This is a genomic window from Labrenzia sp. 5N (genome assembly GCF_012395805.1).
Taxonomy (GTDB): domain Bacteria; phylum Pseudomonadota; class Alphaproteobacteria; order Rhizobiales; family Stappiaceae; genus Roseibium; species Roseibium algicola.
Window position 1 is genome coordinate 1 of record NZ_JAAZTM010000009.1, and the last position, 21,152, is coordinate 21,152.

Sequence of the window (21,152 nt, forward strand, 5' to 3'; positions counted from 1 at the left end):
GATTACATCGCGCGTGCGGCAGAGCGACCCGCCTACAAGCGAGCATTCGACGCGCAGTACGAGGTGTTCCAGCAAGCCTCGTCGAAGTGAGAAAGCGGACGTTGCCCGCGACAATGTAGATGGCAGCTAAGTCCGCTCACTCGCCATTCAAGGCCCTCGGCTTTTATTAGTCCACGGTTCCAGCATGCTGAAACCACTCCGTACGGCAATTGGAGGATCAAGATCGGCGGCGCAGTCTGCGCGGTACTGCAGACCGATACAAAGCGACCGCAGCGATGGCGGTTATGGCATTCACCGCAGTTCCCTTGACCGCAGGATGCTCTAGCTTTTCGGCTTGGGGTATCGCTTGACACCCTTCGGGAACCCGGCGTTCACGCCGGGAATTTTCAGCGTGCTGGTGTCCCACCCGTTGGCTTTCAGCGCGCCTGGCAGCCAGAACCCAACCGAGTTTGACAGCAGCTGGTCACCGTTGATCAGCGAATACTTGAGCCGCATCATGAAGGCATCGATGTCATCCGCCGAGGTCAACGGGTAATCTCCGGGGATTTGCTTCGATAACACGGTTTCAATGTCGTCGACGTTGTAGAACGCATTCCGCGCGATCTGGGTGCGATTGTAGACACCCAGCCAAGCGGTCTGGGAATAAAAACCGTAAGTCGCGGCATTGAGATCACTGGTAAACACTTCAAGCGGGCACTGTGTGATCACCGAAACCTTCGTGCAGGGGGCCACCGCATAGGGCATGATCAGGATGTTCTCTGCCCCGATCTTGCCGTCGCTCAAGACAGGCAGGGCCGCCGCAAGCTGGTTGGTCGACAAGGTCAGCCCCGCCCCATAATTGGTGCCGATGGGCATGTGCACCACAACACGGGCGTCAGCCCAGTTGATTGTATCGGTGTTGTTGGCGATCATCATTTGCAACTCCTGGACACTGTTGAGTGCCGCCAGCATGAAGGTGCCGATCATCACGTTGTTGAACGGCACTTCATAGCGCTTGTCACCGCCATTGTAGAAATCTTCCGCGACCGACTTGGCGTCAAAATTCTTCACCGTCCCGGCACGGACACGTTGGACATAATCCAGCGCCATCCACATCCCATAGGTCATCATGGCGTTGATCTCGTCCGGGCGTTCCTTCCAGGAGGGCGCCTCCAGCTTGCTGATCCAGTCAGGGTCAAGCTTCAGCTGCGATGCAGCATGGGCGATGCGGGTCTCGAGGTCCGACAACAGCTTGTCAAAGAGCGGAGAGTTGTCTGCCTTCAGCGCCGCAAGATAGGCCAGGGCGGGGCCAATGTGCGACAGCGCCGTCGCCTGCACGAAACCTGTGGCCGGGTCGTTGCGGGTGAGCACATGGTCCAGCAGCTTGCCAGCGGAGGCCTGTTTGCCGTCATAAACAAATACACCGTAGCCATTCACGATGACCAAGGGACCATCGGAGGCAATAGGGCCTGCCCCGCCGTTCTTGGCCACCACCTGCGCCAACGCCCAGCCGATGCTGGGGTTGTCTGCACTGCCTTGGCTGCGAGGGAAGATGTTGAAAAGGCAGGTGAACGTGGAATCCACGCTTGGCGGGGCGGCACAAGGATCGGTGCTTTGCGCCCTGAGCGGCAGGGCCAGGCCAAGGATCAAAACGAGGGCGAGCACGGGAACCGAATACAGACGCATATCAAAACCCCTTTGGCTGACTATGCGCGCAATCATACACACTCAAGATTGAGTTGGCATGGGAAGACCACACAAAGTTGTCTTCAGAGTATGGTAAACCCAGTCGTTCCCTTATGTTGACTTCACATCAGGCTTGCTTGCGTTCTGACCCCAGGTCCGCTTTGTCCAGCTCTGCTGCCGTTCGTGCACGTCGCGACGAATGTCCGGTTCCAGTGCAACGAATGGCGGTTTTCAGGGCCGGGCAAGTCGCAGTTTCCTACTTGTTTCAGATTTTCAAAGCATGTCCGAACCCTGAAAGCCCTGCTGGACCAAGGGGTTCGGCTTAAGCTTTTCGTCTAAGCCCACAATTAGGTGTGGGACTGGGGTCAATCGCCCGGGTTTTTTGATGGCCGGTGGCTTCAGCCTTCCAGCTTGCGCGCCTCATCGGGCAGCATGATCGGGATGCCGTTGCGGATCGGGTAGGCAAGCTTGGCGGTGCGCGAAATCAGCTCCTTGGCGTCCGCGTCATATTCCAGCGTGGTCTTGGTCACGGGGCAGACCAGCAGTTCCAGCAGCTTGCGGTCAACCGGGCGTTCGGTCGGTTCTGTCATCTGGGAGTGTCTTTCAGGTTGGAGCGCCATGTTCGGAGCACTCACTGCAAGGTGGTGCCGCCGTCATTCTGCGAGCGGGCAATGTCCATTTCGGTGATGGCAATCAGGGTTTCGGCACGGGTCTTCAGGTCGCGGGCTTCCAGAAGGGCCTGCTTTTCCTGCGGGCCGTAGGGGCACATCATGCACAGGGCGTTGACCAGCACCTCGGTTTCGGCTTCCGACACGCTTTGCCAGTCGGCTTCCAGGTTGTTGGCGTCCAGATAGTCGCGCAAGGTTCTCAGAAGGCTCGTCCGGTCGACTTCCTCCTCGCCCTGGCCGCACTTGAGGTCATGTGCAAAGGCGGAGAAATCGCACTCGATCTGGCGGAACCTGCTGTAGTCCTCAAGCTCGCGCCCAACGGCAAACCTGGTGATGCCCTGCAGCGTGATCAGGTACCGCCCGTCGCCGGTTTCCTGAAAGCTGGTGAGCCTTCCGACGCAGCCGACGCTGGCAAGAGCCGGATTGTCCGGATCGTCCGAATGACGGTCGGGAGAAGGCTGCACCATGCCGATCAGGCGGTTGCCGGCCAATGCGGCATCCACCATGTCGATATAGCGCTGCTCGAAGATGTTCAGCGGCAGCTGTGTGCGGGGCAACAGCAACGCACCGGCAAGCGGAAACACGGGCAGGACCGGCGGCAGATCCGCGATGGTCTCGTAAATGGCATTTCCCGCCTGCATTCCAATGCCTTCTTTGTTTTCGTTATCGCAGCATGACTGCCAGCTTCGTGCTGATTCCTAAATGTGTGTCAGTTGCGGCGGTCGTCAAGAAAACAGCACGGAGGAAAGCTTGCGACGGCCGTAGGCGCTGGCCGGATCCTTGAAACCCCAGGCTTCGAAGAACTGCAGCAACTGCTTGCGCGCGCCGTCCTCGTTCCACTCGCGGTCGCGGCGAACGATCTCGATCAGTTCGTCGACTGCGCCTTCCTTGTTGCCCTTGCCGTTGAGGCCAAGAGCCAGGTCGAAGCGGGCCTGCAGGTCAAGCGGATCCTTGGCAATGCGATCCTGAAGCTCGGCAAGGTCGCCGAGGGAAGCTGCCTGTTCGGCCAGTTCCACTGCAGCCTTGGCGGCGACATAGGCTTCGTCGGAGTGTTTTTCTTCCGGAACCAGTTCCAATGCCTGCTTGGCCCGCTCCAGATCGTCAGCACCGATATAACACTGTGCCAGGCCGGCAATCGCTGTCACGTTGTCCGGTTCCATCTGCATCACGGCGCCGAAAAGCTGGGCAGCCTGACCATAATCCTTGGCCAGCAGAAGCTCTGCGCCCTGCTCCAGGAAGGTGTCGGTCTGGCTGACCGGGGCAGGGCCGGCAACGCGCTCGATAAATGCCTGGATCTGGCTTTCCGGCTGTGCGCCCATGAACCCGTCCACCGGCTGGCCATCCTTGAAGGCCACCACGGCAGGGATCGACTGGATACCCATCTGGCCGGCAATTTCCGGATGGTCGTCAATGTTCATCTTGGCCAGCTTTACGCGGCCGCCGGCGGCTTTCACCGCAGCTTCGATGATCGGTGTCAGCTGCTTGCACGGACCGCACCAAGGCGCCCAGAAATCAACCAGAACCGGTTGCTGGCGGGAAGCTTCCATGACATCGGCCATGAAGGTCTGCGTCGTCACGTCGAAGATGAGGTCGCCTGCAGGGGTGTCGCCACCACCGTTGCCGCCGCCCATGCTGCCACCGCCCGTTTGGCCGCCATAACCGCCACCCATGCTGGCGCCAAAGCCGCCGCCGACCTGGCCGCCGATGCTGTAATTGCCGTTGCTCATGTGCCGCCTCGAATTTTCCTGCCGGTGCCTGGGGCCTGCCGGCTCAAAGTGAATGCCGTTGAAGGGTTGATTTGGCCCATAACATGGAGCCACTGCGCGCGAAATACAAACGCCTTCGCCTGCCGAAAGCGGGTGACCGTTACAGGCCGGCTGCCTTGGCCTCTTCGCTGACCGCCAGAACCTGCGCCGTGTGGCCGCAAGCAGAGGCGAATTTCAGAAGGTCGGCGGCGGAGATCGACGTCGTCGCGTTGTTCTTCAACGGGTGATAATTCAGCACTTCATGTTGCATCATGGCTGCGTCGAACACGGGCGTGACCCTTTGGGCTTCGCGGTCGTTGATCAGCGAGAAGGGGGTCACCGAACCCGGTTCCACGCCCAGCACCTCCATCAGAAGATCGGCATTGCCGAAAGATACGCGCCCTTGAGCGCCGATGATCTGGTGCACTTTCTTCAGGTCGATTTCCGCGTCGTGCAGGGCAACGATCAGAAACAGCCGGCCCTTCTTGTCCTTCACGAACAGGTTCTTGGTGTGGCCACCGGGAATGCGGTCATGCAGGTCGCCGGACTCGGCAACTGTAAAGACGGGCTCGTGATCCACCGTCGTGACAGGGATCCCGAGTTCCTCGAAATAGGCCAGTAGGTCGTCGCGTGTCGCCGGCATGGGTTTTCCTGAGAATTTTGAGAGCTTTTGCGCTGTCTAACGCGATTTGGCTGCCGGCCACAAGAGGTGAAGGGTAGAAAAAGCGGCAGAAATCTGCGATTTTCCGGCTTTGATTTCACAGGAAATCCACAAATCGACGGCTAAAAAAATTTCTTCAATTTCGGTGTTGCAATCCGTCTCAGCATAGTTCATATACTGCGCCACCGACGCCGAGGCGGTCACCGCCACGGACCAGGGACGCTATGCGGGCGTAGCTCAGGGGTAGAGCACAACCTTGCCAAGGTTGGGGTCGTGGGTTCGAATCCCATCGCCCGCTCCAATTCGGCCGAAGGGTCCAGAAAACCAGCATTCGAAAGAATGCTGGTTTTTTTGTTTTTGCTCCGGGATTGGCGGCTTGCCGCGCGCTATCGGCAGTATTTCAAGGTTCGTCTAAACATTGATACAAACCCGGCTCCCAACCTGAACAAAGTTGCAGGGGCCAGGGAGTAATGTCAGCGAGCATTATGCGGAGAAGCCGGATACCGGTTGTCTCCGTCTTTTGCTTTGCCTCAAGTACCCAACTTGGCTGCAGTGGAACCATTCGGTTCCGCTGCAGTTCCAGTGCCTGCCAGCGCTTGGCGTCTCGCGCCGATCCATCCAGATCCTGCCTGGCACACCCGAAGCTTTTCGGGCCCAAAGAGACACGACCGGAACCGGCTGTCAGGCACGTCTGGTCGCGTTTCAAAAAAATGATCGCACCGCGGTCAATAGTTCCGCGCCTTCTGCCGGGCCGTGTTACCGTGCCCGCGTGCCGCTTGCAGTCGGGGGGAAGGCATTGAACGCATTGAAGGAACATCCGGTTTTCGGTTTTGTCGACTGGTGCCTGCGTGGCATCGGGCAGGTCGTGTTTCAGAACAATCCGGTCTCGGGTCTGATCATCCTGGGTGCGCTTTTCTTCAACTCGCCGATCTATGGCGCCATTGCCGTTTTCGGAGTGGTTATCTCCACCGCGACGGCGGTTCTGCTGCAGGCAGACAAGGGGCTGATCCGCGACGGGCTGTTCGGCTTCAACGGAGCGCTTGTCGCGCTGGCGTTGATTGCGTTTACAAGCGAGGATTTTCACTACGGCGCTGTTCCGTCCGTTTATCTGACGGTCTATATCGCGTTCGGTTCCGCCATGACGGCCATGGTCTTCACCAGTCTTGCAAACCTGCTTGGCCCGCATAGGGTGGCGCCGCTGACAATGCCGTTCGTGCTGGTCGGCTGGCTGTTCCTGTTTGCCGTCCTGAAGTTCCACAGCATCGATGCCGGCCCGCTCGCCAAGCCTGTCTCGCCCACCCAGTATGACGGCACGGTCCAGTACACTCTCGCGACCTGGTACAAGGGCATCGGTAATGCCATCGGCCAGATCTTCTTTCAGGACAACTGGATCAGCGGTTACCTGATTGTGCTCGGCATTGCGGTGAATTCACGCATCAGTGCGATCATGGCGCTGTTGGGTGCTAATGTGGCGGCCTTTGTCGCCGTTGTTTACGGTGCGCCGGAAGGGGCGATCAGTGACGGCCTGTTCGGCTATAACGCGGCCCTGACGGCGATCGCGCTCGGGGGCTTCTTCCTGGTGCTGACGCCAGCCTCCGCGCTCTACACACTGTTTGGCGTTGTTGTGTCGACCTGGCTCTGGGCGTCCGTTGCGATCTTTCTGGAGCCCATCGGCATGCCGGTGCTCACCTCGACCTTCGTGATCGTGACCTGGCTGATGCTGATCGGCGTCAACGGATTTGCAGCCCTTGTTCCCGTTGCACCGGCTGACGCCGTTACGCCAGAGGCCAACCGCAGGCGTTACCTTAAGGCGTTGCGGGAAGGTTGAGCCGGCAGACAGGTCAGGCTCCATGCAGGCCGAGAAGGCTGGGCTTGGATAGGTTGATACCTCCGACCAGCCTGTCGTCCTTCTCCAGTCTCTCCATCGTCGTCCCGGCCAAGCGTAGCGCGAGCCGGGACCGGGGAGGAAAGAGCCTCTCCTGTTTCTTGATGCTGCCTATTTGGCGCTCTCCGATCCCGAAAATTCGCGTCGCTGCGTCCGGCATGACGATCGAGAGGGAGGCGTGTGAGCGAGGCTTTGACGAGCGGCTCCGCTCACATTTCTCATGACGTCAGCCTCAGACTTTCAGAAAACAGCCGTTTTCAGCGTGTGAGCGTTCGGCAAGGTCGAGGGCGACCTGAAGCCGCGCGCCGTGTTCGAAATCCGGGTCGGCCGGAGCCCCGGTCAGGATCGCGGCGGCAAACCGCTGGTAGACTGTCGGAACAGCGCCAACTTCGATGTCGGTCCAGGTCGCAGAAGAAAGATCTTCGCCCTGGCAGATGCGCAGGCCTTCGATGCCCTTCTCGAAACGCACTTCCAGGCCGCCCTTGTCGCCATAAAGGCGCAGGCGCAGGTCGTTCAGATGGCCGGAGGCAAACCTGGTGGCGCTGATCGTGCCGAGCGCGCCGTTTTCAAGCTCGGCCTGCAGGGTGGCGCTGTCGTTGGCGTCGAGCGTGTATTCGCCGATCCTGCCGCCCTCTGCCTTGTCGAAGGTCTTCAGCCGGCAGGAAAGTTCGCTCACCGGGCTGCCGGCGGCGAAGATGACGAAGTCTAGGATATGGATGCCGACATCGCCGAGAACGCCCTTGGAACCGTGCGCGCTCGACAGGCGCCAGAGCCACTGGCTCTCGGTCTTCCAGTCCCCCCACGCCGGCTGTGTCAGCCAGCTTTGCAGGTAGGAAGCCTCGAAGTGACGAAGCGCACCGATGGCACCACCTGCAACCAGCTCGGCGGCCTTCTGCAGCACGGCAACATTGCGATAGCTCAGGTTGACCATGCCGATCAGCTTCTTCGTGCGGGCGAGATCCGCCATCTCCCGGGCGTCGGCAGCGTTGGTCGCCAGCGGCTTTTCACACAAAACGTGCTTGCCCGCCTTCATCAGGGCCATCGTGGTCGGATGGTGCGCCGCGTCCGGCGTCACGTTGGCCGCAGCGTCAAAATTGCCCCAGGCAATTGCCTCGTCCAGCGTTGCGAAGCGGTTCGGAATGGCGAAGGTGTCGCAGAACTGGGTGAGCACGTCCGGGCGCTGGTCGACGCCGCCGACGATTTCAACGCCGTCGATCCTTGAAAAGGCATCCGCGTGGGTACGCGCCATGTTGCCGGTGCCGACTATCAGGATCCGGAGAGGGTGTGCAGCAGAGGTCACGGGGATCTTCCTCAGCGTTTGAGGGCAGGACGGACCGGCGAAAGTCTACCGGTCCGGAAGGGAAAGTGGATCAGCGGAAACCTTCTTCGCCGTCGGCGTGCAGCTTCGGGCCGCGTTCCTCGATCTTTTCGGGAGCCGCTTCCACCGGCACATTGGGTGCAATGTTCGGATCGGCGATCCGGGTCATCGGGTTGAACGCCCATTTGACGCCGTTCCTCAGAACCGTCTGCACATGGGTATTGTGATAGGTCGGATAGGTTTCGTGCCCCGGGCGGAAGTAGAAGACGTTACCCGCGCCGCGCTTGTAGGTGAGGCCCGAGCGGAAAACCTCGCCGCCCTGGAACCAGCTGATGAAGACCGTCTCCAGCGGTTCCGGCACACCGAAGGGCTCACCGTACATTTCTTCCATCTCCAGCTCGAAGCTGTCGGGAAGACCGTTGGTGATCGGATGGTTGCGGCTGGTCACCCACAGGCGCTCGCGCTCCCCGGCCTCGCGCCAGGTGAGATTGCACGGGCTGCCCATCAGGCGTTTGAACGGCTTGGCGAAATGGGCCGAATGCAGAAACACCATGCCCATGCCGGACCAGACGGCGTCGCAGACGCGTTCCACCACTTCGTCGGAAACGTCGCCATGGGCGGCGTGACCCCACCACAACAGCACATCCGTTTCGGCAAGGCGTTCCTTCGTCAAGCCGTGTTCGGGCTCCTGCAGGGTGGCGGTGGTGGCGGTGATTTCGGGATCGGTGTTCAGCGTATCGGCAATGCACTGATGCATGCCGTCCGGATAGACACCCGCGACGATCTTGTTGTGCTGTTCATGGACGTTTTCGCCCCAGACCACGGCTCTGATCGGCATTTCAGCCTCTCCCGTTCTTCAGATGTTGGCAGAATTGTTGGCGAGCTAAGGATAGAAAGCGCTTTCTTTTGAAAAGTTCCTCCAAAGCGCTTTGGATAGCGCTAGCACCGAGGTTTTGTGCTGTCAATCGGAGGGGCTGTAATATTCGATCACAGTTCTCGCCGGTTGCTCCCCGGCCGGTACGCTCAATGTCGTCGACAGATGCTCACCGGTCAGGGCGGGCCTCAAGGGCGGACACAGCCAAGGCGAAGAAGGGGCCGATCGGAACGAGAAGGCTGGGGCTGTGACCTACCGCCGCATTTCCAGTCAGGTCAGTTCATGAAAACATACCATATGTTATGGTTTGTTTTGGAGGAGTGGTGAAATGAATGGTCTATTGCTTGCAGCCGCGGGTCTTTCGGCTGCCGTCTGCCTGCTGCATACATTCGCAGGGGGGCGGACGATTGCCTTACCGCTGCTGAAAGCGTCGGATCTGCACCCGGTGCCGAAATATGTCGCCTATTACTGCTGGCATATCGTGACAATCGTTCTGGCAATGATTGCCGTCATGTTTGCTATCGCAGGTGTGCGGGCTGAAAGCCTCGATCTTGGCTTGGTGGCGACCGTGTTGACAGCTTCTTTCTGTCTGCTGGGCCTTGCAGTGCCACCGCTGAAGAAGCAGAAATACAGCCAGATGCCGCAGGGCTGGCTGTTTCTGCCGATTGTTCTGCTGGGTGGTCTTGGTATTCTGGGCGGAGTGAGTTGACCTGAGGAAGCGTTTCGGAAAATCGGACTGGCTTGATCTCGGTCTGACGCAGCTTGCAAAGGATGGGCCGGCGGGACTGACCATCGAGGCTCTCTGCACCGCAGCAGACCGCACGCGTGGCTCGTTCTATCACCATTTTCAGGATCACGGGGCTTTCGTCGAAGCCCTGATGCTTGCCTGGAAACAGCGGCACACGCTCGACATTGCCGAACAGGCGCTGGCCGAAAAAGGGGAGATGCGGGCGCAGAAGCTGTCGGATCTCGCCAATCGTCTGGACCACCGACTGGAGCAGGCCGTGCGCCAATTCGCGCAATCAGACCTTCGGGCGCAGGAGATCGTCCGGGACGTCGATGATTTGCGAACCGGGTTTGTCGCGCGGCTCTACGAAGCCGGAGGGATGGAGCCTGCGCTTGCAGCAGATGTTGCTAAAATCGAATACGCGGCTTTTGTCGGCAGCCAGATTGTCTGGCCGGATATGCCGGCAGATGAGCGTGTTGCCCTCGATCGGCGCTTTGCGCAGCTGGTTGCAATGGCGACAGAAACAGGGTCGAGAAAGTAATCCTCGACCGGAGCTTCATATAAAAATCCGGGCGCTCCTAAAGCGCCCGGGGTAATGCGGAGGCTGTTTATGCCTCAGTAGCCGGCGGAAAGTGCACCGGGGCGCCGCGGGTCGGAAGCCCCCGCCAGAACACCGTCAACGAGCATGATCGACTGGGTCGACCCCATGGCGTTCTTGACTTCCACCTTGTGCCCACGGGCTTCCAGCAAGCGGATCGTGTCCGGAGAAAGACCTTCCTCGATGCGGATCTCATCCGGCAGCCACTGATTGTGGATGCGCGGAGCAGCCGTCGCCTCGGCGATGTTCATCCCGTGATCGACGACGTTGAGGATGATTTGCAGCGTGGTGGTGATGATACGGCTGCCGCCGGGCGAGCCTGTGGCAAGGAACAGCTTGCCGTCCTTGAACACCAACGTCGGGCTCATGGACGAAAGTGGCCGCTTGCCGCCCTCAACCGCGTTGGCCGTTCCGCCGATGAGGCCATAGGCGTTGGGCACGCCGGGCTTTGCGGAAAAGTCGTCCAGTTCATTGTTGAGCAAGACCCCCGTACCGTCGGCGGTCAGGCCGACGCCGTAGGAGAAGTTCAGCGTGTAGGTGTTGGAGACCGCATTGCCGTCCTTGTCGACAACGGAATAATGCGTGGTCTGGTTGCTTTCATAGGGGAAAGGATCGCCGGGCTTCATCTCTTCGGAAGGCGTTGCCATGTCCATTTTGATGGATTTCACCAGTTCAGCGGCATAAGCCGGATCGGTCAAACCCTTTACCGGAACATCGACAAAATCCGGGTCGCCCAGATACTTGGAGCGGTCCGCGTAGGCACGCCGCATGGTTTCGGCCATCACGTGGATGCTGTCTGCAGAGTTCGGACCATATTCGGCAAGCGGATAGCCCTGCAGCATGTTGAGGATCTGCACGATGTGCACGCCGCCGGAAGACGGTGGGGGCATCGATGCGATTTCGTAGCCGTGGTAGCTGCCCACGACGGGGTCCCGCCAGACCGGTTTGTATCCGGCCATGTCTTCCGTGGTCATGCCGCCTCCGGAGGCAGTTACTTTCTGTGCGATCTTTTCGGCAACTTCACCGGTGTAGAACCCGGCTGCCCCCTTGTCGGCGATCAGTTTCAGCGTTGCGGCAAGATCCGTCTGCTTGAGTGTCTCGCCCGGTACGAACGGCATGCCGCCGGTCTTGTAGAAGATCGCGGCGGTGGCCGGGTCCTGAAGAAGGCGTTTTGCGGATGCGGTCAGCGATGCCGCGAGATCCGGTGTCACTTCGATGCCGTTTTCCGCAAGGCCAATGGCAGGTGCGACCAGCTCTGCCCAGGTCAGCTTGCCGCTGCCGTGTTTTTCAAAGGCCTCGGCAAAGCCGGCGACCGTGCCCGGCACACCGACAGCAAGACCGGAAAAGCGGGATTTCTGGTTATCGGGTTCGCCGTCTTCTCCCAGGAACATATCCTTGAAGGCTGCGGCAGGTGCCATTTCCCGATAGTCGAGCGCCTTGGTGTCGCCGCTGTCCGCCAGGTGGATCATCATGAAACCACCGCCCCCCAGGTTGCCGGCGCGTGGCAGCGTGACGGCAAGCGCGAAGCCGGTGGCAATGGCGGCATCGACTGCGTTGCCGCCTTTCTTCAGGATGTCGACACCGACGCGGCTTGCGACGGCTTCCTGGCTGGCAACCATGCCGTTCTGCGCCGTTTCAGGCTGGAAGCGGTCTTTCAGCGAATAGATCGGCGAATCCTGCGCGGCGAGAGGTGCCGCGATGCCGACAACAAGAGCGGTCGCCAGGGAAACCGCGGCAAAGCTGGATTTGAGAAGATGTTTCATGTGTCTCTCCGGTCGCCTGGATGGCGGGAGTTGGCAAGTGGAGGGCAGGACGCGCAACGGGCGTGGCGCTCTGTCCGACAACTTTAAGTCGTTCTTGATTCAGCGCAAGGCTAGATGATCAGATAGGCTGCAGTCTTGAAGGGACAAGCTGCACGTGGGCCAGAACGCGACTGGTTGAAGGAGGATTCATGAGCAAGGCAATTGCCGTTTCGAAACCGCGTCTCCATTCGGGTGTGCGATCATTCCTGGGCGGGGCCACTCTTCTGGCTGTCGCCGCCCTCTTCGGTACGAGTGCAGCCGAGGCGGGCGATGCCGCCGCCGGCAAAGCGCTGGCGCTGCAATGGTGCTCTGCCTGCCACCTCGTGTCCGAAGACCAGGATCGCGCCTCCAGCGCGTCGCTGCCAAGCTTTTACGACATTGCGAAGGATCCCGGCTGGACGGAAGAAAAACTTGCGACCTTCCTTGCCGATCCCCATCCGCAAATGCCGAACATGACCCTCGGCAACATCGAAATCGCCAATCTCGCCAGCTACATCGAATCCCTGGCACCCTGAGGTTCTTCGCTACACCAGACCTCGTTGCAAGGGGGGGGCACGAAGCCCGTCCTTCGAGACTGCGTCTCGTGCCTCGTCAGGACGTGGTCTAGGGGCACCGCAATATTTGCCACTGGTCCCTTAAAACTCGAACTCGGCCAGCATCGCGGCGTGGAAGGATCCGGCATAGGCGTCTTCATCCGCGTCGAAGACTTCATCCGGAAGACCGACATTGAACACCTTGAAGTCAACCGTTCGGTGGGCGACGGATGCGCTGGCCAGAATGTGGTCCAGCGCCTGTCCCTTGCCCTTGTGAATGACGGTCTGGCGCTTTTCCGGCGGCAATGAAGCGTCCAGCTGGTAGAGGCGGCGCGCGGCAAGTTGCGGCGAACAGGTGTCGTCCGGGTCGGCGCGCAGCAGCCTCAAGGTTCCGGTTTCCCCGGTCGCGTTGAAATCACCCGCCAGGACGATCTGGCTATCCTCGTTTGCATCGAAAAGGTCTTCCACCGCAAGGCGCAGTTCGAGTGCCTGGGCGGTCTGTTTCAACACTGATAGCTGATACCCTTCCGCCCACGCGGAAACGGATGTCCACGTCCGGTCCTCTGCCTTGCCGCCGCGTATCATCGCGGCGATTGGCGCCCGCAAATGAACGCAGAAGACGTGCAGGGGGCGGCCGGTGCCGATGTCGATTTCCACCTGCAGAACGGGCCGGTCGAACAGGATCGTCTGCGGGCTGCGATAGGCCGGTACAGCGGTTTTGGGCTGCCAGTGAGGCGGGTGGGCATGTGCCTGGTAAAGACTTAAGCACCTTGTTATCGGAAAGCGCGAGAGAACCACCAGGTTATGGCGGTCGCCCGGCCCCTTTCCAGAAGGTCGTTCGCTGGTTGCCCGGTGAAATTTCTCGTACGGCGTTCCCTCCAGAAGAAGTTCCAGCGCCTGGAACTGCCGTGCTGGAACACCTTTCCGTTTCTGCGCGTTGACTTCCTGCAGACAAAGGATGTCGGCCTCAAGCTCCAGAATCTTTGGCCGAAGCGCGTCCAGCCGGGGTGTCAGTGCGTCCGGATCATGCCGGTCCGCACCAAAGGATTCCATGTTGAAAGTGGCAAGTCTCATTCAGCAGGCCCGAAGCTGGAAAGCGTACCTGAAACCATAGCCGCGCATCGGGCCAAGTGGTAGAGAGCGCAGATGCAGGAATGAGCCGACCAAAGACGGGGAGAGGCAAATGAGCGGAGAGGGATGCCCCTGTGGCAGCGGCAAGGGGTTCGATCTGTGCTGTGAACCTTATCTTGCCGGAAAGGCCCTGCCCGAAACCGCAGAAGCCTTGATGCGCTCGCGTTACAGTGCTTACGTCCGGCAACTCATTCCGTATCTGAAGGAAACGCTCTGGCCGAAGTATCAGCCGAGTTTCGATGCGCAAGGCACCGCGCGCTGGGCGGCGGAAAGCCACTGGACGGGCCTCAGTGTGTTGGCCACCGAAAAGGGCGGGCCTGCCGACAGGGACGGCACCGTTCTTTTCGAGGCAAAATACCTGTCCGCCGGCAAGCTTCACGTGCACCGCGAACTAAGCCATTTCCGCAAGAAAAGCGGTCGCTGGTATTACGTGGAGGCCGTGCCGGAATAGGTCGGCTAGCTGTCTTCATTTTTGACTTTGAAAAAAATCGTCCGGTCCCTGCGATTGGCGGCGGGAGCAGGGACCGGACCAATTTGCAGATAGAAGGGGAGGCAGCCCTCAACATCCGCAACAAGGAGATCGGGAAAGCCCGCGGCAGGGTCAGCCGAGGGTGGTCGACAGGGTCGAATCGAATCTCGTTCTCTATTTGTTCTCATTAGCATGATTCCCGGTGCCGGTGTCAAGCAGGGAAGCTGTCTTCATGGATGTCCGAACGCTGAGAACGGAATTGGCAGGATAGAAGGTAAAATCAACGTCTTGACCAACTTTCCATCGTCCTCACACATCTGTGAAACGTTGCTGGCTGCGTTTGACTGATCGCCATAGAATATTAAGTCACTCATGTCACAAATACGGAAGAGTACTCATAAGGGACCCCTACGTGCGTTTTTCCGCCAACTCCTGGACCAAGCGTTTGCAAGGCATCGCCTCGCCTCTGGGATTGGGGAAAGGTGCTGATCAGATCCTGGAGTTCCTGAAGGGAAGTGGAAGCGAACGGCACGCGGCGGGCCGGATGGCGGTATCGACGTTTGCGGTGCGGATCGCCGGTGCAGCGCTCGCCTATCTGTCGCAAATCGTGCTCGCGCGCCTGTTGGGCGCGCATGACTATGGCCTCTATTCGGTTGCCTGGACTTTCGTGATCGTTCTGGGCGTCATGGCCTGCGGGGGCTTTTCCACCTCTGCCAGCAGGTTCATCCCGCAGTATCTGCAGAACCGGGATATGGCGCGCCTGCGCGGGTTCTTGCGAACGAGCCGGCAAATGGCGTTTTTTCTCGGGGGAGCTGCGGCGGTCATAGGCATCGGCTGTCTCGCCCTGTTTCGCCCGCTTATTGATACGTCCTATTTCCAGCCCTTGTCGGTCGTCCTGCTGGCGCTGCCCTTCTTTGCCTTCGGACTGGTGCAGGACGGTATCGCACGCAGCTACGACTGGTCGTCGCTGGCAATGCTGCCAACCTATATCTGGCGGCCGCTGGCGATCCTGTTCCTGCTGGTCGGTGCCGTTCTGGCCGGGTTTCGGCCCGATGCACTGACAGCTGCCATCGTGGCCGTCGTGGCAACGGCGCTGGTCGCGCTTTACCAGTTTTTGCATCTTCGCAGGCGGCTGGGGCCAAGCGTTCCGAAGGGGCCGTACAAGGTCGAGTTCAGATCCTGGCTGGCGGTGTCCATGCCGATGCTGATGGTCGACGGTTTCCTGCAGCTGATCACCAGTGCTGACGTGATCATGGTGAGTTTCTTTCAGGATCCGGACGAGGTTGCGGTCTATTTCGCTGCATCCAGAACCCTGGCGCTGGTGCATTTTGTCTATTTCGCCGTAAGGGCCGCCTCGGCGCATCGCTTCTCCAGCTACACCCACAATCAGGATCTTTCGGGGCTCGCCGGTTACATGCGGCAGGCAACTCTCTGGACCTTCTGGCCGTCTGTGGCCGCGGGCGTTGGGTTGCTTCTGATCGCGCCGCTTCTGCTTGCTCTTTTCGGCAGCGATTTTGAAAGCGGCTACGAGCTGATCGCCCTCCTGATGATCGGCGTGCTTGCGCGCGCATCCGTCGGTCCGGCCGACGCGCTTCTGACGATGACAGGGCACCAGAACACCTGCGCCGGCATTTATGCCGGGACGTTTGTTCTCAATGTCATCCTCAATCTTATTCTGATCCCGCTGCTCGGCCTTGCCGGAGCGGCCATTGCCACAAGTCTTGCGATCCTTTTTGAGGCCACTGCCCTTGCGGTTGTGGCAAAACGGAAGCTCAATATCACGACGTTCGTTTTGCCCTTGCTTTTCGCCAGGAACCGTCCGGTTGACCAATGATACGCTCTCTTCCGTGCAGCTCGAGGTCTTGTCCCTCGATCCGTTGAGCGCCGCCATACCGCTTGAGGACTGGCAGACGCTTTGTGGGGCTGCCCTCAGTCCGAACCCTTTCTTTGGTCCGGATTTCCTTCGTCCTTTTCTGGAAAAGATGAGCAAACAGGCGGTACGACTTGTCGTGGTCCGGGAGCGGCCGGGTGGCCGCTGGCTGGTGGCGGCCCCCGTCGGCCGACGTCGTTTTGGATTGGCCGTTGCGGTCAACACCACCTGGGCAAGCGAATACGCGCCGCTCGGAACACCGCTGATCCACCCGGACGCTAGTGCCGAGGCAATCGCCGCATTCATCAATGCCGCCAGAGAGCCCGGGAATGCGCTCGCCATCCCCTATCTGCCGCTTCATTCTCAGTCGGCAACGCGCTTGAGGGCGGTGGGCGCTGGAAAGAAGTCGGTTCTGGCGAAGTCCTTCCGGGCGAGCCACGGGGCAGGAGCCACAGGCAAGTCACAACTTGCCGAGGCTGACAGCGGCAAGAGGCGCAAGGAAATGCGCCGGCTGATGCGCCGGCTGGGTGACCACGGCAAGACCTCCTTCCGCAGTCTGTCCGGATCTGATGCCGTTGCCGGGTTCGAAGCCTTTCTGGAGCTCGAGGCCTCCGGCTGGAAGGGCCGGTCCGGAACCGCGCTGGGCAGTCAGTCCGGGACGGCGGACTTTGCCCGCACGGCCGTCGCCAATCTGGCAAGTCGAAACGGGGTCCGGATCGACCAGCTCTGGTCGGGACAGACACTGGTTGCCGCCCTGGTGCTGTTTCAGCAGTCCGGCAAGGTGTATTCCTGGAAGATCGCCTTTGACGAGGAGTTTGCCCGCTATTCTCCCGGAGCCCAGATCGCGCTGCAGGCCTTGAAGTTCAATCTGGCCATTCCTGGCTTCAGGGGAGCGGATTCCCTGGCCATTCCTGGGCATTCGATGATCGAGCCCTTGTGGCGAGGCCGGCTGGAAACCGGCACGATGCTTTTTGCCGATGGCCTGAAGCGGTCGTTGTGCAAGACGGACCTGAAGCTTGAACAAGCCCTGCGCCGAGCTGCAAGGACACTGAGAAAGCGCCTGCGCGCCTGAAACGGGCGATCCTAGCCTTCAACGCTCTCCAGGTCCCGCAATTTCCTGCGAATGATCTTGCCGGTGGTGGTCATGGGCAACGAGGTGACGAATTCGATTTCCCGCGGATATTCATGGGCCGACAGACGTTCGCGGACGAAAGTGCGGATATCGTTTTCCAGAGCCGCGCTTTTTTCCGTGCCCGGCTTCAGGACGATGAAGGCCTTGACGATTTCCGTGCGCAGCGGATCCGGTTTGCCGACAGCCGCGGCAAGCGCGATCGACGGATGCTTCAGCAGGCAATCCTCGATCTCGCCGGGGCCGATCCGGTAGCTTGCCGAGGTGATGATGTCGTCGTCGCGGCCAACGAAATGGACGTAGCCGTCCTCGTCCATCAGGCCCTGGTCGCCGGTGATCATCCAGTCTCCGATGAACTTCTCCCGCGTCGCCTCCGGCTTGTTCCAGTATTCCAGGAACATTACCGGGTCCGGCCGGCGGATGGCGATCTGGCCGAGGGTTTCTGCCGGCAGCTCATTGCCGTCATCATCGATGATCGCAACCTGATGGCCAGGCGTTGCCTTGCCGATGGCGCCAGAGCGGCTGACGCCAAGGGCGGCCGCAGAACCGAGCACCGCGTTACATTCCGTCTGGCCATAGAATTCATTGACGTTGAAGCCGAATTCCGCAGCGAACCAGTCATAGGTTTCCCTGCCGAGGGATTCTCCGGCAGAGCCGACGCTGCGCCAGGTGAGGTCGAAGCGCTCGGCCGGACGCTCCACAGCGCGCAGCATCTTCAAAGCCGTCGGCGGAATGAAGGCATTGCGGATCTTCTGTCTTTCAAGCAGATGGAAGGCGAATTCCGGGTCGAACTTGCGAGACGCGTGGCAGACCACCGGCACACCGAGAGACAGAGCCGGAAACAGAGCATTCAGCAAGCCGCCTGCCCAGGCCCAGTCTGCGGGCGTCCAGAGCAAGTCGCCTTCACGGCCGAGGAAATTCTGCGAAAGCTCGATGCCGGGCATATGGCCGAGCAGCACCCGGTGGCCATGCAACACGCCCTTGGGCTGCCCCGTGGTGCCGGATGTGTAGATCATCAAAGCCGGATCGTCGGGTGTGGTCGCAAGGGTCCGGTAGGTGTCGGACGCCTTGTCCAGCAGATCGTCAAACCCGAACACGCCGGTTTCCGGTCCGTCGACCGAGATCACCAGATCAAGGCCGGGCAGGTCAGCCCGGATTTCCGCAAGCTTTGCCAGGCCGGCCGTGTCAGTCACCAGAACGCGGGCGCCGGAATCTGAGAGCCGGTAGCGCAGCGCCTCCAGCCCGAACAGGGCTGCCAGAGGCACTGCAATTGCGCCGGTCTTGTAGGCCGCCAGATGTGCGATGGCGGTTTGTGGGATCTGCGGCAGAAGCAGGGCAACCCGGTCGCCGCGGTTGAGCCCGAGGCCTTCAAGGGCGTTGGCAAGGCGATTGGCCGCCCGGTTCAGCGCAAGATGGCTCCAGTCCCGGCAGGAACCGTTCTCGAGAACCTGACGGATCGCGAGGCGCTCCGGGTCTCTTGCAGCCCATTCATCGCTGACGGCTGCGGCCATGTTGTAGGTTGCGGGCCGAGGCCAGCGGAATGTCTCTCTCAGCGCGTCGTAGTTGCCAGTAGGCTGCAGCATTTCAGAGCGTCCGGTGCTTCAATTTTGAGCAGCGGAGTGTAGGGCGGTCATTGCTGCAGCGCAATAGAGCCGAAATCCATCCTTTGAAAGCAGCGATGAAATCCTTAACCGGACTTCTGAAACACGCCGGCAAGTGTGGCTGGAATAAAATCTTATACTGTCATTATTCCTTATAAATTATCGGTTGTCCGAGTGGGTCAGCCATGCGCGATGGTCCTGAAATCGTTAACGCCCGCCTGCGTGAAACAGGGGCATAACGCCACCATTCCGGTTGGCCTTTGACTGCGATTTTGTGGTGAGAAAATCAGCATCCGGTAGCAACGTATTCACTAATAAATGCGAGATTTCCTTAACTTATGAGGATCAAAATCCCGCCAGGATAAAAAATAGTCCGGCTGGGGACCTGTAGATCCATGAAGATGTTTGGGCAGTCCGCGCTCGCTCGTGTCGGCGCGCTTTCCGTGAAACTGAAAATCCTTTCTCTAAGCCTTCTGACCGCAATCGGCATGTTGACGATTGGCGGGGTGTTCTGGTGGAGCCAGAACGAGGTGGCCGGAGCCTTCAACAAGCTTGATCAAAGCGCGGGACTGGCGCGCAGCGTCGCTGATCTTTCAGATATTGCGAACGGCATGCGCAACATCGGCAAGGGCTATCTGGCGCGGCCGGAGGAAAAGGATCACGAACTTTTCGAGGCCAGGCTCAGTGAGGCGCATGGGGTTCTGGATGACATCTCCGCCAAGCCTGTTGCCGCAGCCTTCAATGCGGAGATCGCAGACGTTCGTGACACGCTTGACGGGGCGTCGGGTGCTTTTTCGTCGCTCAATACCGTTCAGCGGGAAATCGGCTTCAATTCCGAAACAGGCCTTCGAGCAACGCTCAGCGAAAATGCCGACGAGGTGCTGAAGCGCCTGAAAAAGGAAATGCGCTTCGGTGGCGGTCCGGACTTCGAGAAGATGGTCACCACCATGCTCGATGTTCAGTTGTCGGAAAAGAAATTCATTCTCGACCGCAACGACGTTGCCCTCGGCAACTTCGAGGTGGCTTTCGGTCGGTATGAGCGCCTGTTGAAGAAGGCTTATCTGCCGAACGAGATCAAGGAAGACGTCGGCACCAAGATGGCGATCTACCGGGAAGCGTTCGACGCCTACACGGCGGCTGTCGCCGAAAAGGACAAGTCGATCGAACTTCTGGAAACGCTGTTCGATCTGGTGCCGCCACGCCTGGAAGCGCTCAACAACGCCGCGCGCGACGCCGAACTGGCAGCCGAGCAGGATCTTGAAACCGTCCGGGCCTACTCGACCCTCGCCGTCGTCAGCGTGATCGCCGCTTTCCTGGTGTCCGGCGTCCTGGCCGGAATGCTCATCGGCCGGTCGATCGCCAATCCGTTGTCGCGTCTCCAGAACGCCATGGAAGAACTGGCGTCCGGGCATGTGGACGTCAACCTGCCTGCCGCCAAAGGCAGTGTCGAAATCGCCGCCATGGCGCGCACCGTTTCCGTTTTCCAGGAAAACGCTGTCGAACGGCAGCGCCTCGCGGCCGCATCGGAAGAAGAAAACGCGCAGCGCGACGCCCGTGTGGCTCGTCTTGAATCGTTGATCGCCAATTTCGAGGCAACGGTCGGGCAGGCTCTGGAAAGTCTCGACCGGTCGACCTCTGACCTGACGCAGACCTCTGCCGCCGTCGAAGCCGCGGCGGACGATGTTGCCCAGCAGGCAGACCGGGCCGGCAACGCCGTGCGGGTGGCTGCTGAAAACGTCAACTCGGCCGCATCGGCTAGTGAGGAACTGGCAGCGTCTATCAACGAAATCTCCAACCAGGCGTCAAACTCCACGACGGTGGCCAAGAAGGCGGTTGCCAGCGCGGAAGGCACGTCCCAGACCATGGGGCAACTGTCCCGTGCGGCCGACCGGATCGGCGAAGTCATGGGCCTGATCCGCGACATCGCCAATCAGACCAACCTCCTGGCGCTCAACGCTACCATCGAGGCTGCACGGGCAGGCGAGGCCGGCAAGGGCTTTGCGGTCGTGGCCGCCGAAGTGAAGCAGCTTGCGGACCAGACCTCGCGTGCGACAGAAGATATCGCCAGCCAGGTGGAGGCAATCCAGATGTCGTCCAGCCATGCGCTTGATGCGATCGATGAGGTGACCGGTATCATCTCCGAAATGGAAGGCCTGGCCTCGGCCGTGGCCTCGGCCGTCATCCAGCAGGATGCCGCGGTTCAGTCCATCGCCAAGAACGTGGTCGATGCCTCGACCCGCTCGCATGAAGGGGCCGAATGCATGACCGCTGTCGGTTCTGCCACCGAACACGCCCGGGCAACCGGCGGCGAGGTCGAGCAGCTGGCAACGTCGCTGTCCGAACAGGCAGCCCTTATCCGCAGCGAGATCTCCAACTTCCTTTCCGGTGTTCGCGCGGCCTGACCGCGCGATAACACGACGAACAAGGCCAGCCTTCCCTCAGGAAGGCTGGTTTTTTGTTTTTCGCGAGGTTGTAG

General features: G+C 60.1%; 18 protein-coding genes, 1 tRNA gene and 1 pseudogene. 10 read left to right on the forward strand and 10 right to left on the reverse strand.

Annotated features, from left to right (window positions below):
- Positions 1 to 321: 321 nt before the first annotated feature.
- The 5 genes from HEP89_RS09745 to HEP89_RS09765 all read right to left on the reverse strand — a co-directional run bounded on the left by HEP89_RS09745 (position 322) and on the right by HEP89_RS09765 (position 4,721).
- Positions 322 to 1,665, reverse strand: a complete 1,344-nt coding sequence (locus tag HEP89_RS09745; protein WP_062486544.1) for a DUF5624 domain-containing protein — start codon at positions 1,663 to 1,665, stop codon at positions 322 to 324.
- A 398-nt stretch (positions 1,666 to 2,063) separates the two neighbouring features.
- A complete protein-coding gene (locus HEP89_RS09750) occupies positions 2,064 to 2,255 on the reverse strand; it encodes a Trm112 family protein (RefSeq protein ID WP_031270137.1) in 192 nt (63 codons plus the stop codon).
- A 41-nt stretch (positions 2,256 to 2,296) separates the two neighbouring features.
- The gene (locus HEP89_RS09755) at positions 2,297 to 2,974 is read right to left on the reverse strand and encodes an LON peptidase substrate-binding domain-containing protein (RefSeq protein WP_023002780.1); all 678 of its coding nucleotides are present in this window, start codon (positions 2,972 to 2,974) and stop codon (positions 2,297 to 2,299) included.
- 84 nt (positions 2,975 to 3,058) lie between these two features.
- On the reverse strand, positions 3,059 to 4,060 hold the full coding sequence (gene trxA / locus HEP89_RS09760; RefSeq protein ID WP_168691920.1) for a thioredoxin: 1,002 nt from the start codon (positions 4,058 to 4,060) through the stop codon (positions 3,059 to 3,061).
- 139 nt (positions 4,061 to 4,199) lie between these two features.
- Positions 4,200 to 4,721: a prolyl-tRNA synthetase associated domain-containing protein gene (locus HEP89_RS09765; protein WP_168691921.1), complete on the reverse strand. Its 522-nt coding sequence runs from the start codon at positions 4,719 to 4,721 to the stop codon at positions 4,200 to 4,202.
- A gap of 244 nt (positions 4,722 to 4,965) precedes the next feature.
- On the opposite strand from HEP89_RS09765, the gene HEP89_RS09770 reads away from it, so the two are divergent.
- Positions 4,966 to 5,040 (forward strand) — tRNA-Gly (locus HEP89_RS09770).
- 495 nt (positions 5,041 to 5,535) lie between these two features.
- Entirely contained in the window at positions 5,536 to 6,567 is a 1,032-nt protein-coding gene (locus tag HEP89_RS09775; RefSeq protein WP_168691922.1) for an urea transporter, read from the forward strand.
- A 289-nt stretch (positions 6,568 to 6,856) separates the two neighbouring features.
- Here the strand turns inward: HEP89_RS09775 and HEP89_RS09780 are convergent, their stop codons facing one another.
- Positions 6,857 to 7,924 carry a Gfo/Idh/MocA family oxidoreductase gene (locus HEP89_RS09780; RefSeq protein ID WP_286201042.1) on the reverse strand — a complete coding sequence of 356 codons (1,068 nt, stop codon included), beginning with the start codon at positions 7,922 to 7,924 and terminating at the stop codon, positions 6,857 to 6,859.
- A 70-nt stretch (positions 7,925 to 7,994) separates the two neighbouring features.
- Positions 7,995 to 8,780 carry a ThuA domain-containing protein gene (locus HEP89_RS09785; RefSeq protein WP_168691923.1) on the reverse strand — a complete coding sequence of 262 codons (786 nt, stop codon included), beginning with the start codon at positions 8,778 to 8,780 and terminating at the stop codon, positions 7,995 to 7,997.
- Between the two features lie 364 nt (positions 8,781 to 9,144).
- Between HEP89_RS09785 and HEP89_RS09790 the strand changes: the two genes are divergently transcribed.
- From HEP89_RS09790 to HEP89_RS09795, 3 genes and pseudogenes are all read left to right on the forward strand, one after another.
- Positions 9,145 to 9,525, forward strand: coding sequence for a hypothetical protein (locus tag HEP89_RS09790; RefSeq protein ID WP_168691924.1), 381 nt, complete (start codon positions 9,145 to 9,147; stop codon positions 9,523 to 9,525).
- Between the two features lie 43 nt (positions 9,526 to 9,568).
- Positions 9,569 to 9,682, forward strand: a pseudogene (locus HEP89_RS29835) (TetR family transcriptional regulator); the annotation flags it as partial.
- A gap of 12 nt (positions 9,683 to 9,694) precedes the next feature.
- Entirely contained in the window at positions 9,695 to 10,084 is a 390-nt protein-coding gene (locus tag HEP89_RS09795; protein WP_286201043.1) for a hypothetical protein, read from the forward strand.
- 74 nt (positions 10,085 to 10,158) lie between these two features.
- Here the strand turns inward: HEP89_RS09795 and ggt are convergent, their stop codons facing one another.
- Positions 10,159 to 11,904, reverse strand: coding sequence for a gamma-glutamyltransferase (gene ggt, locus HEP89_RS09800; RefSeq protein WP_168691925.1), 1,746 nt, complete (start codon positions 11,902 to 11,904; stop codon positions 10,159 to 10,161).
- Positions 11,905 to 12,092: 188 nt separating this feature from the next.
- Between ggt and HEP89_RS09805 the strand changes: the two genes are divergently transcribed.
- Entirely contained in the window at positions 12,093 to 12,458 is a 366-nt protein-coding gene (locus tag HEP89_RS09805) for a c-type cytochrome (protein ID WP_286201044.1), read from the forward strand.
- Between the two features lie 120 nt (positions 12,459 to 12,578).
- Here HEP89_RS09805 and HEP89_RS09810 read toward each other — a convergent pair whose 3' ends face one another.
- Positions 12,579 to 13,550: an endonuclease/exonuclease/phosphatase family protein gene (locus HEP89_RS09810; protein WP_168691926.1), complete on the reverse strand. Its 972-nt coding sequence runs from the start codon at positions 13,548 to 13,550 to the stop codon at positions 12,579 to 12,581.
- Between the two features lie 109 nt (positions 13,551 to 13,659).
- Here HEP89_RS09810 and HEP89_RS09815 point away from each other — a divergent pair, with 109 nt between their 5' ends.
- From HEP89_RS09815 to HEP89_RS09825, 3 genes are all read left to right on the forward strand, one after another.
- Positions 13,660 to 14,058, forward strand: a complete 399-nt coding sequence (locus tag HEP89_RS09815) for a YchJ family metal-binding protein (RefSeq protein ID WP_168691927.1) — start codon at positions 13,660 to 13,662, stop codon at positions 14,056 to 14,058.
- Between the two features lie 430 nt (positions 14,059 to 14,488).
- A complete protein-coding gene (locus HEP89_RS09820; RefSeq protein WP_209014590.1) occupies positions 14,489 to 15,910 on the forward strand; it encodes a lipopolysaccharide biosynthesis protein in 1,422 nt (473 codons plus the stop codon).
- Positions 15,900 to 17,018 (forward strand): GNAT family N-acetyltransferase, encoded by a 1,119-nt coding sequence (locus HEP89_RS09825; protein ID WP_168691928.1) that lies wholly within the window; start codon positions 15,900 to 15,902, stop codon positions 17,016 to 17,018. Before HEP89_RS09820 ends, HEP89_RS09825 begins: the two co-directional genes overlap by 11 nt.
- An 11-nt stretch (positions 17,019 to 17,029) precedes the next feature.
- Here the strand turns inward: HEP89_RS09825 and HEP89_RS09830 are convergent, their stop codons facing one another.
- Positions 17,030 to 18,658 carry an AMP-binding protein gene (locus tag HEP89_RS09830; protein ID WP_168691929.1) on the reverse strand — a complete coding sequence of 543 codons (1,629 nt, stop codon included), beginning with the start codon at positions 18,656 to 18,658 and terminating at the stop codon, positions 17,030 to 17,032.
- Between the two features lie 413 nt (positions 18,659 to 19,071).
- Here HEP89_RS09830 and HEP89_RS09835 point away from each other — a divergent pair, with 413 nt between their 5' ends.
- On the forward strand, positions 19,072 to 21,078 hold the full coding sequence (locus HEP89_RS09835; protein ID WP_209014592.1) for a methyl-accepting chemotaxis protein: 2,007 nt from the start codon (positions 19,072 to 19,074) through the stop codon (positions 21,076 to 21,078).
- Positions 21,079 to 21,152 lie beyond the last annotated feature (74 nt).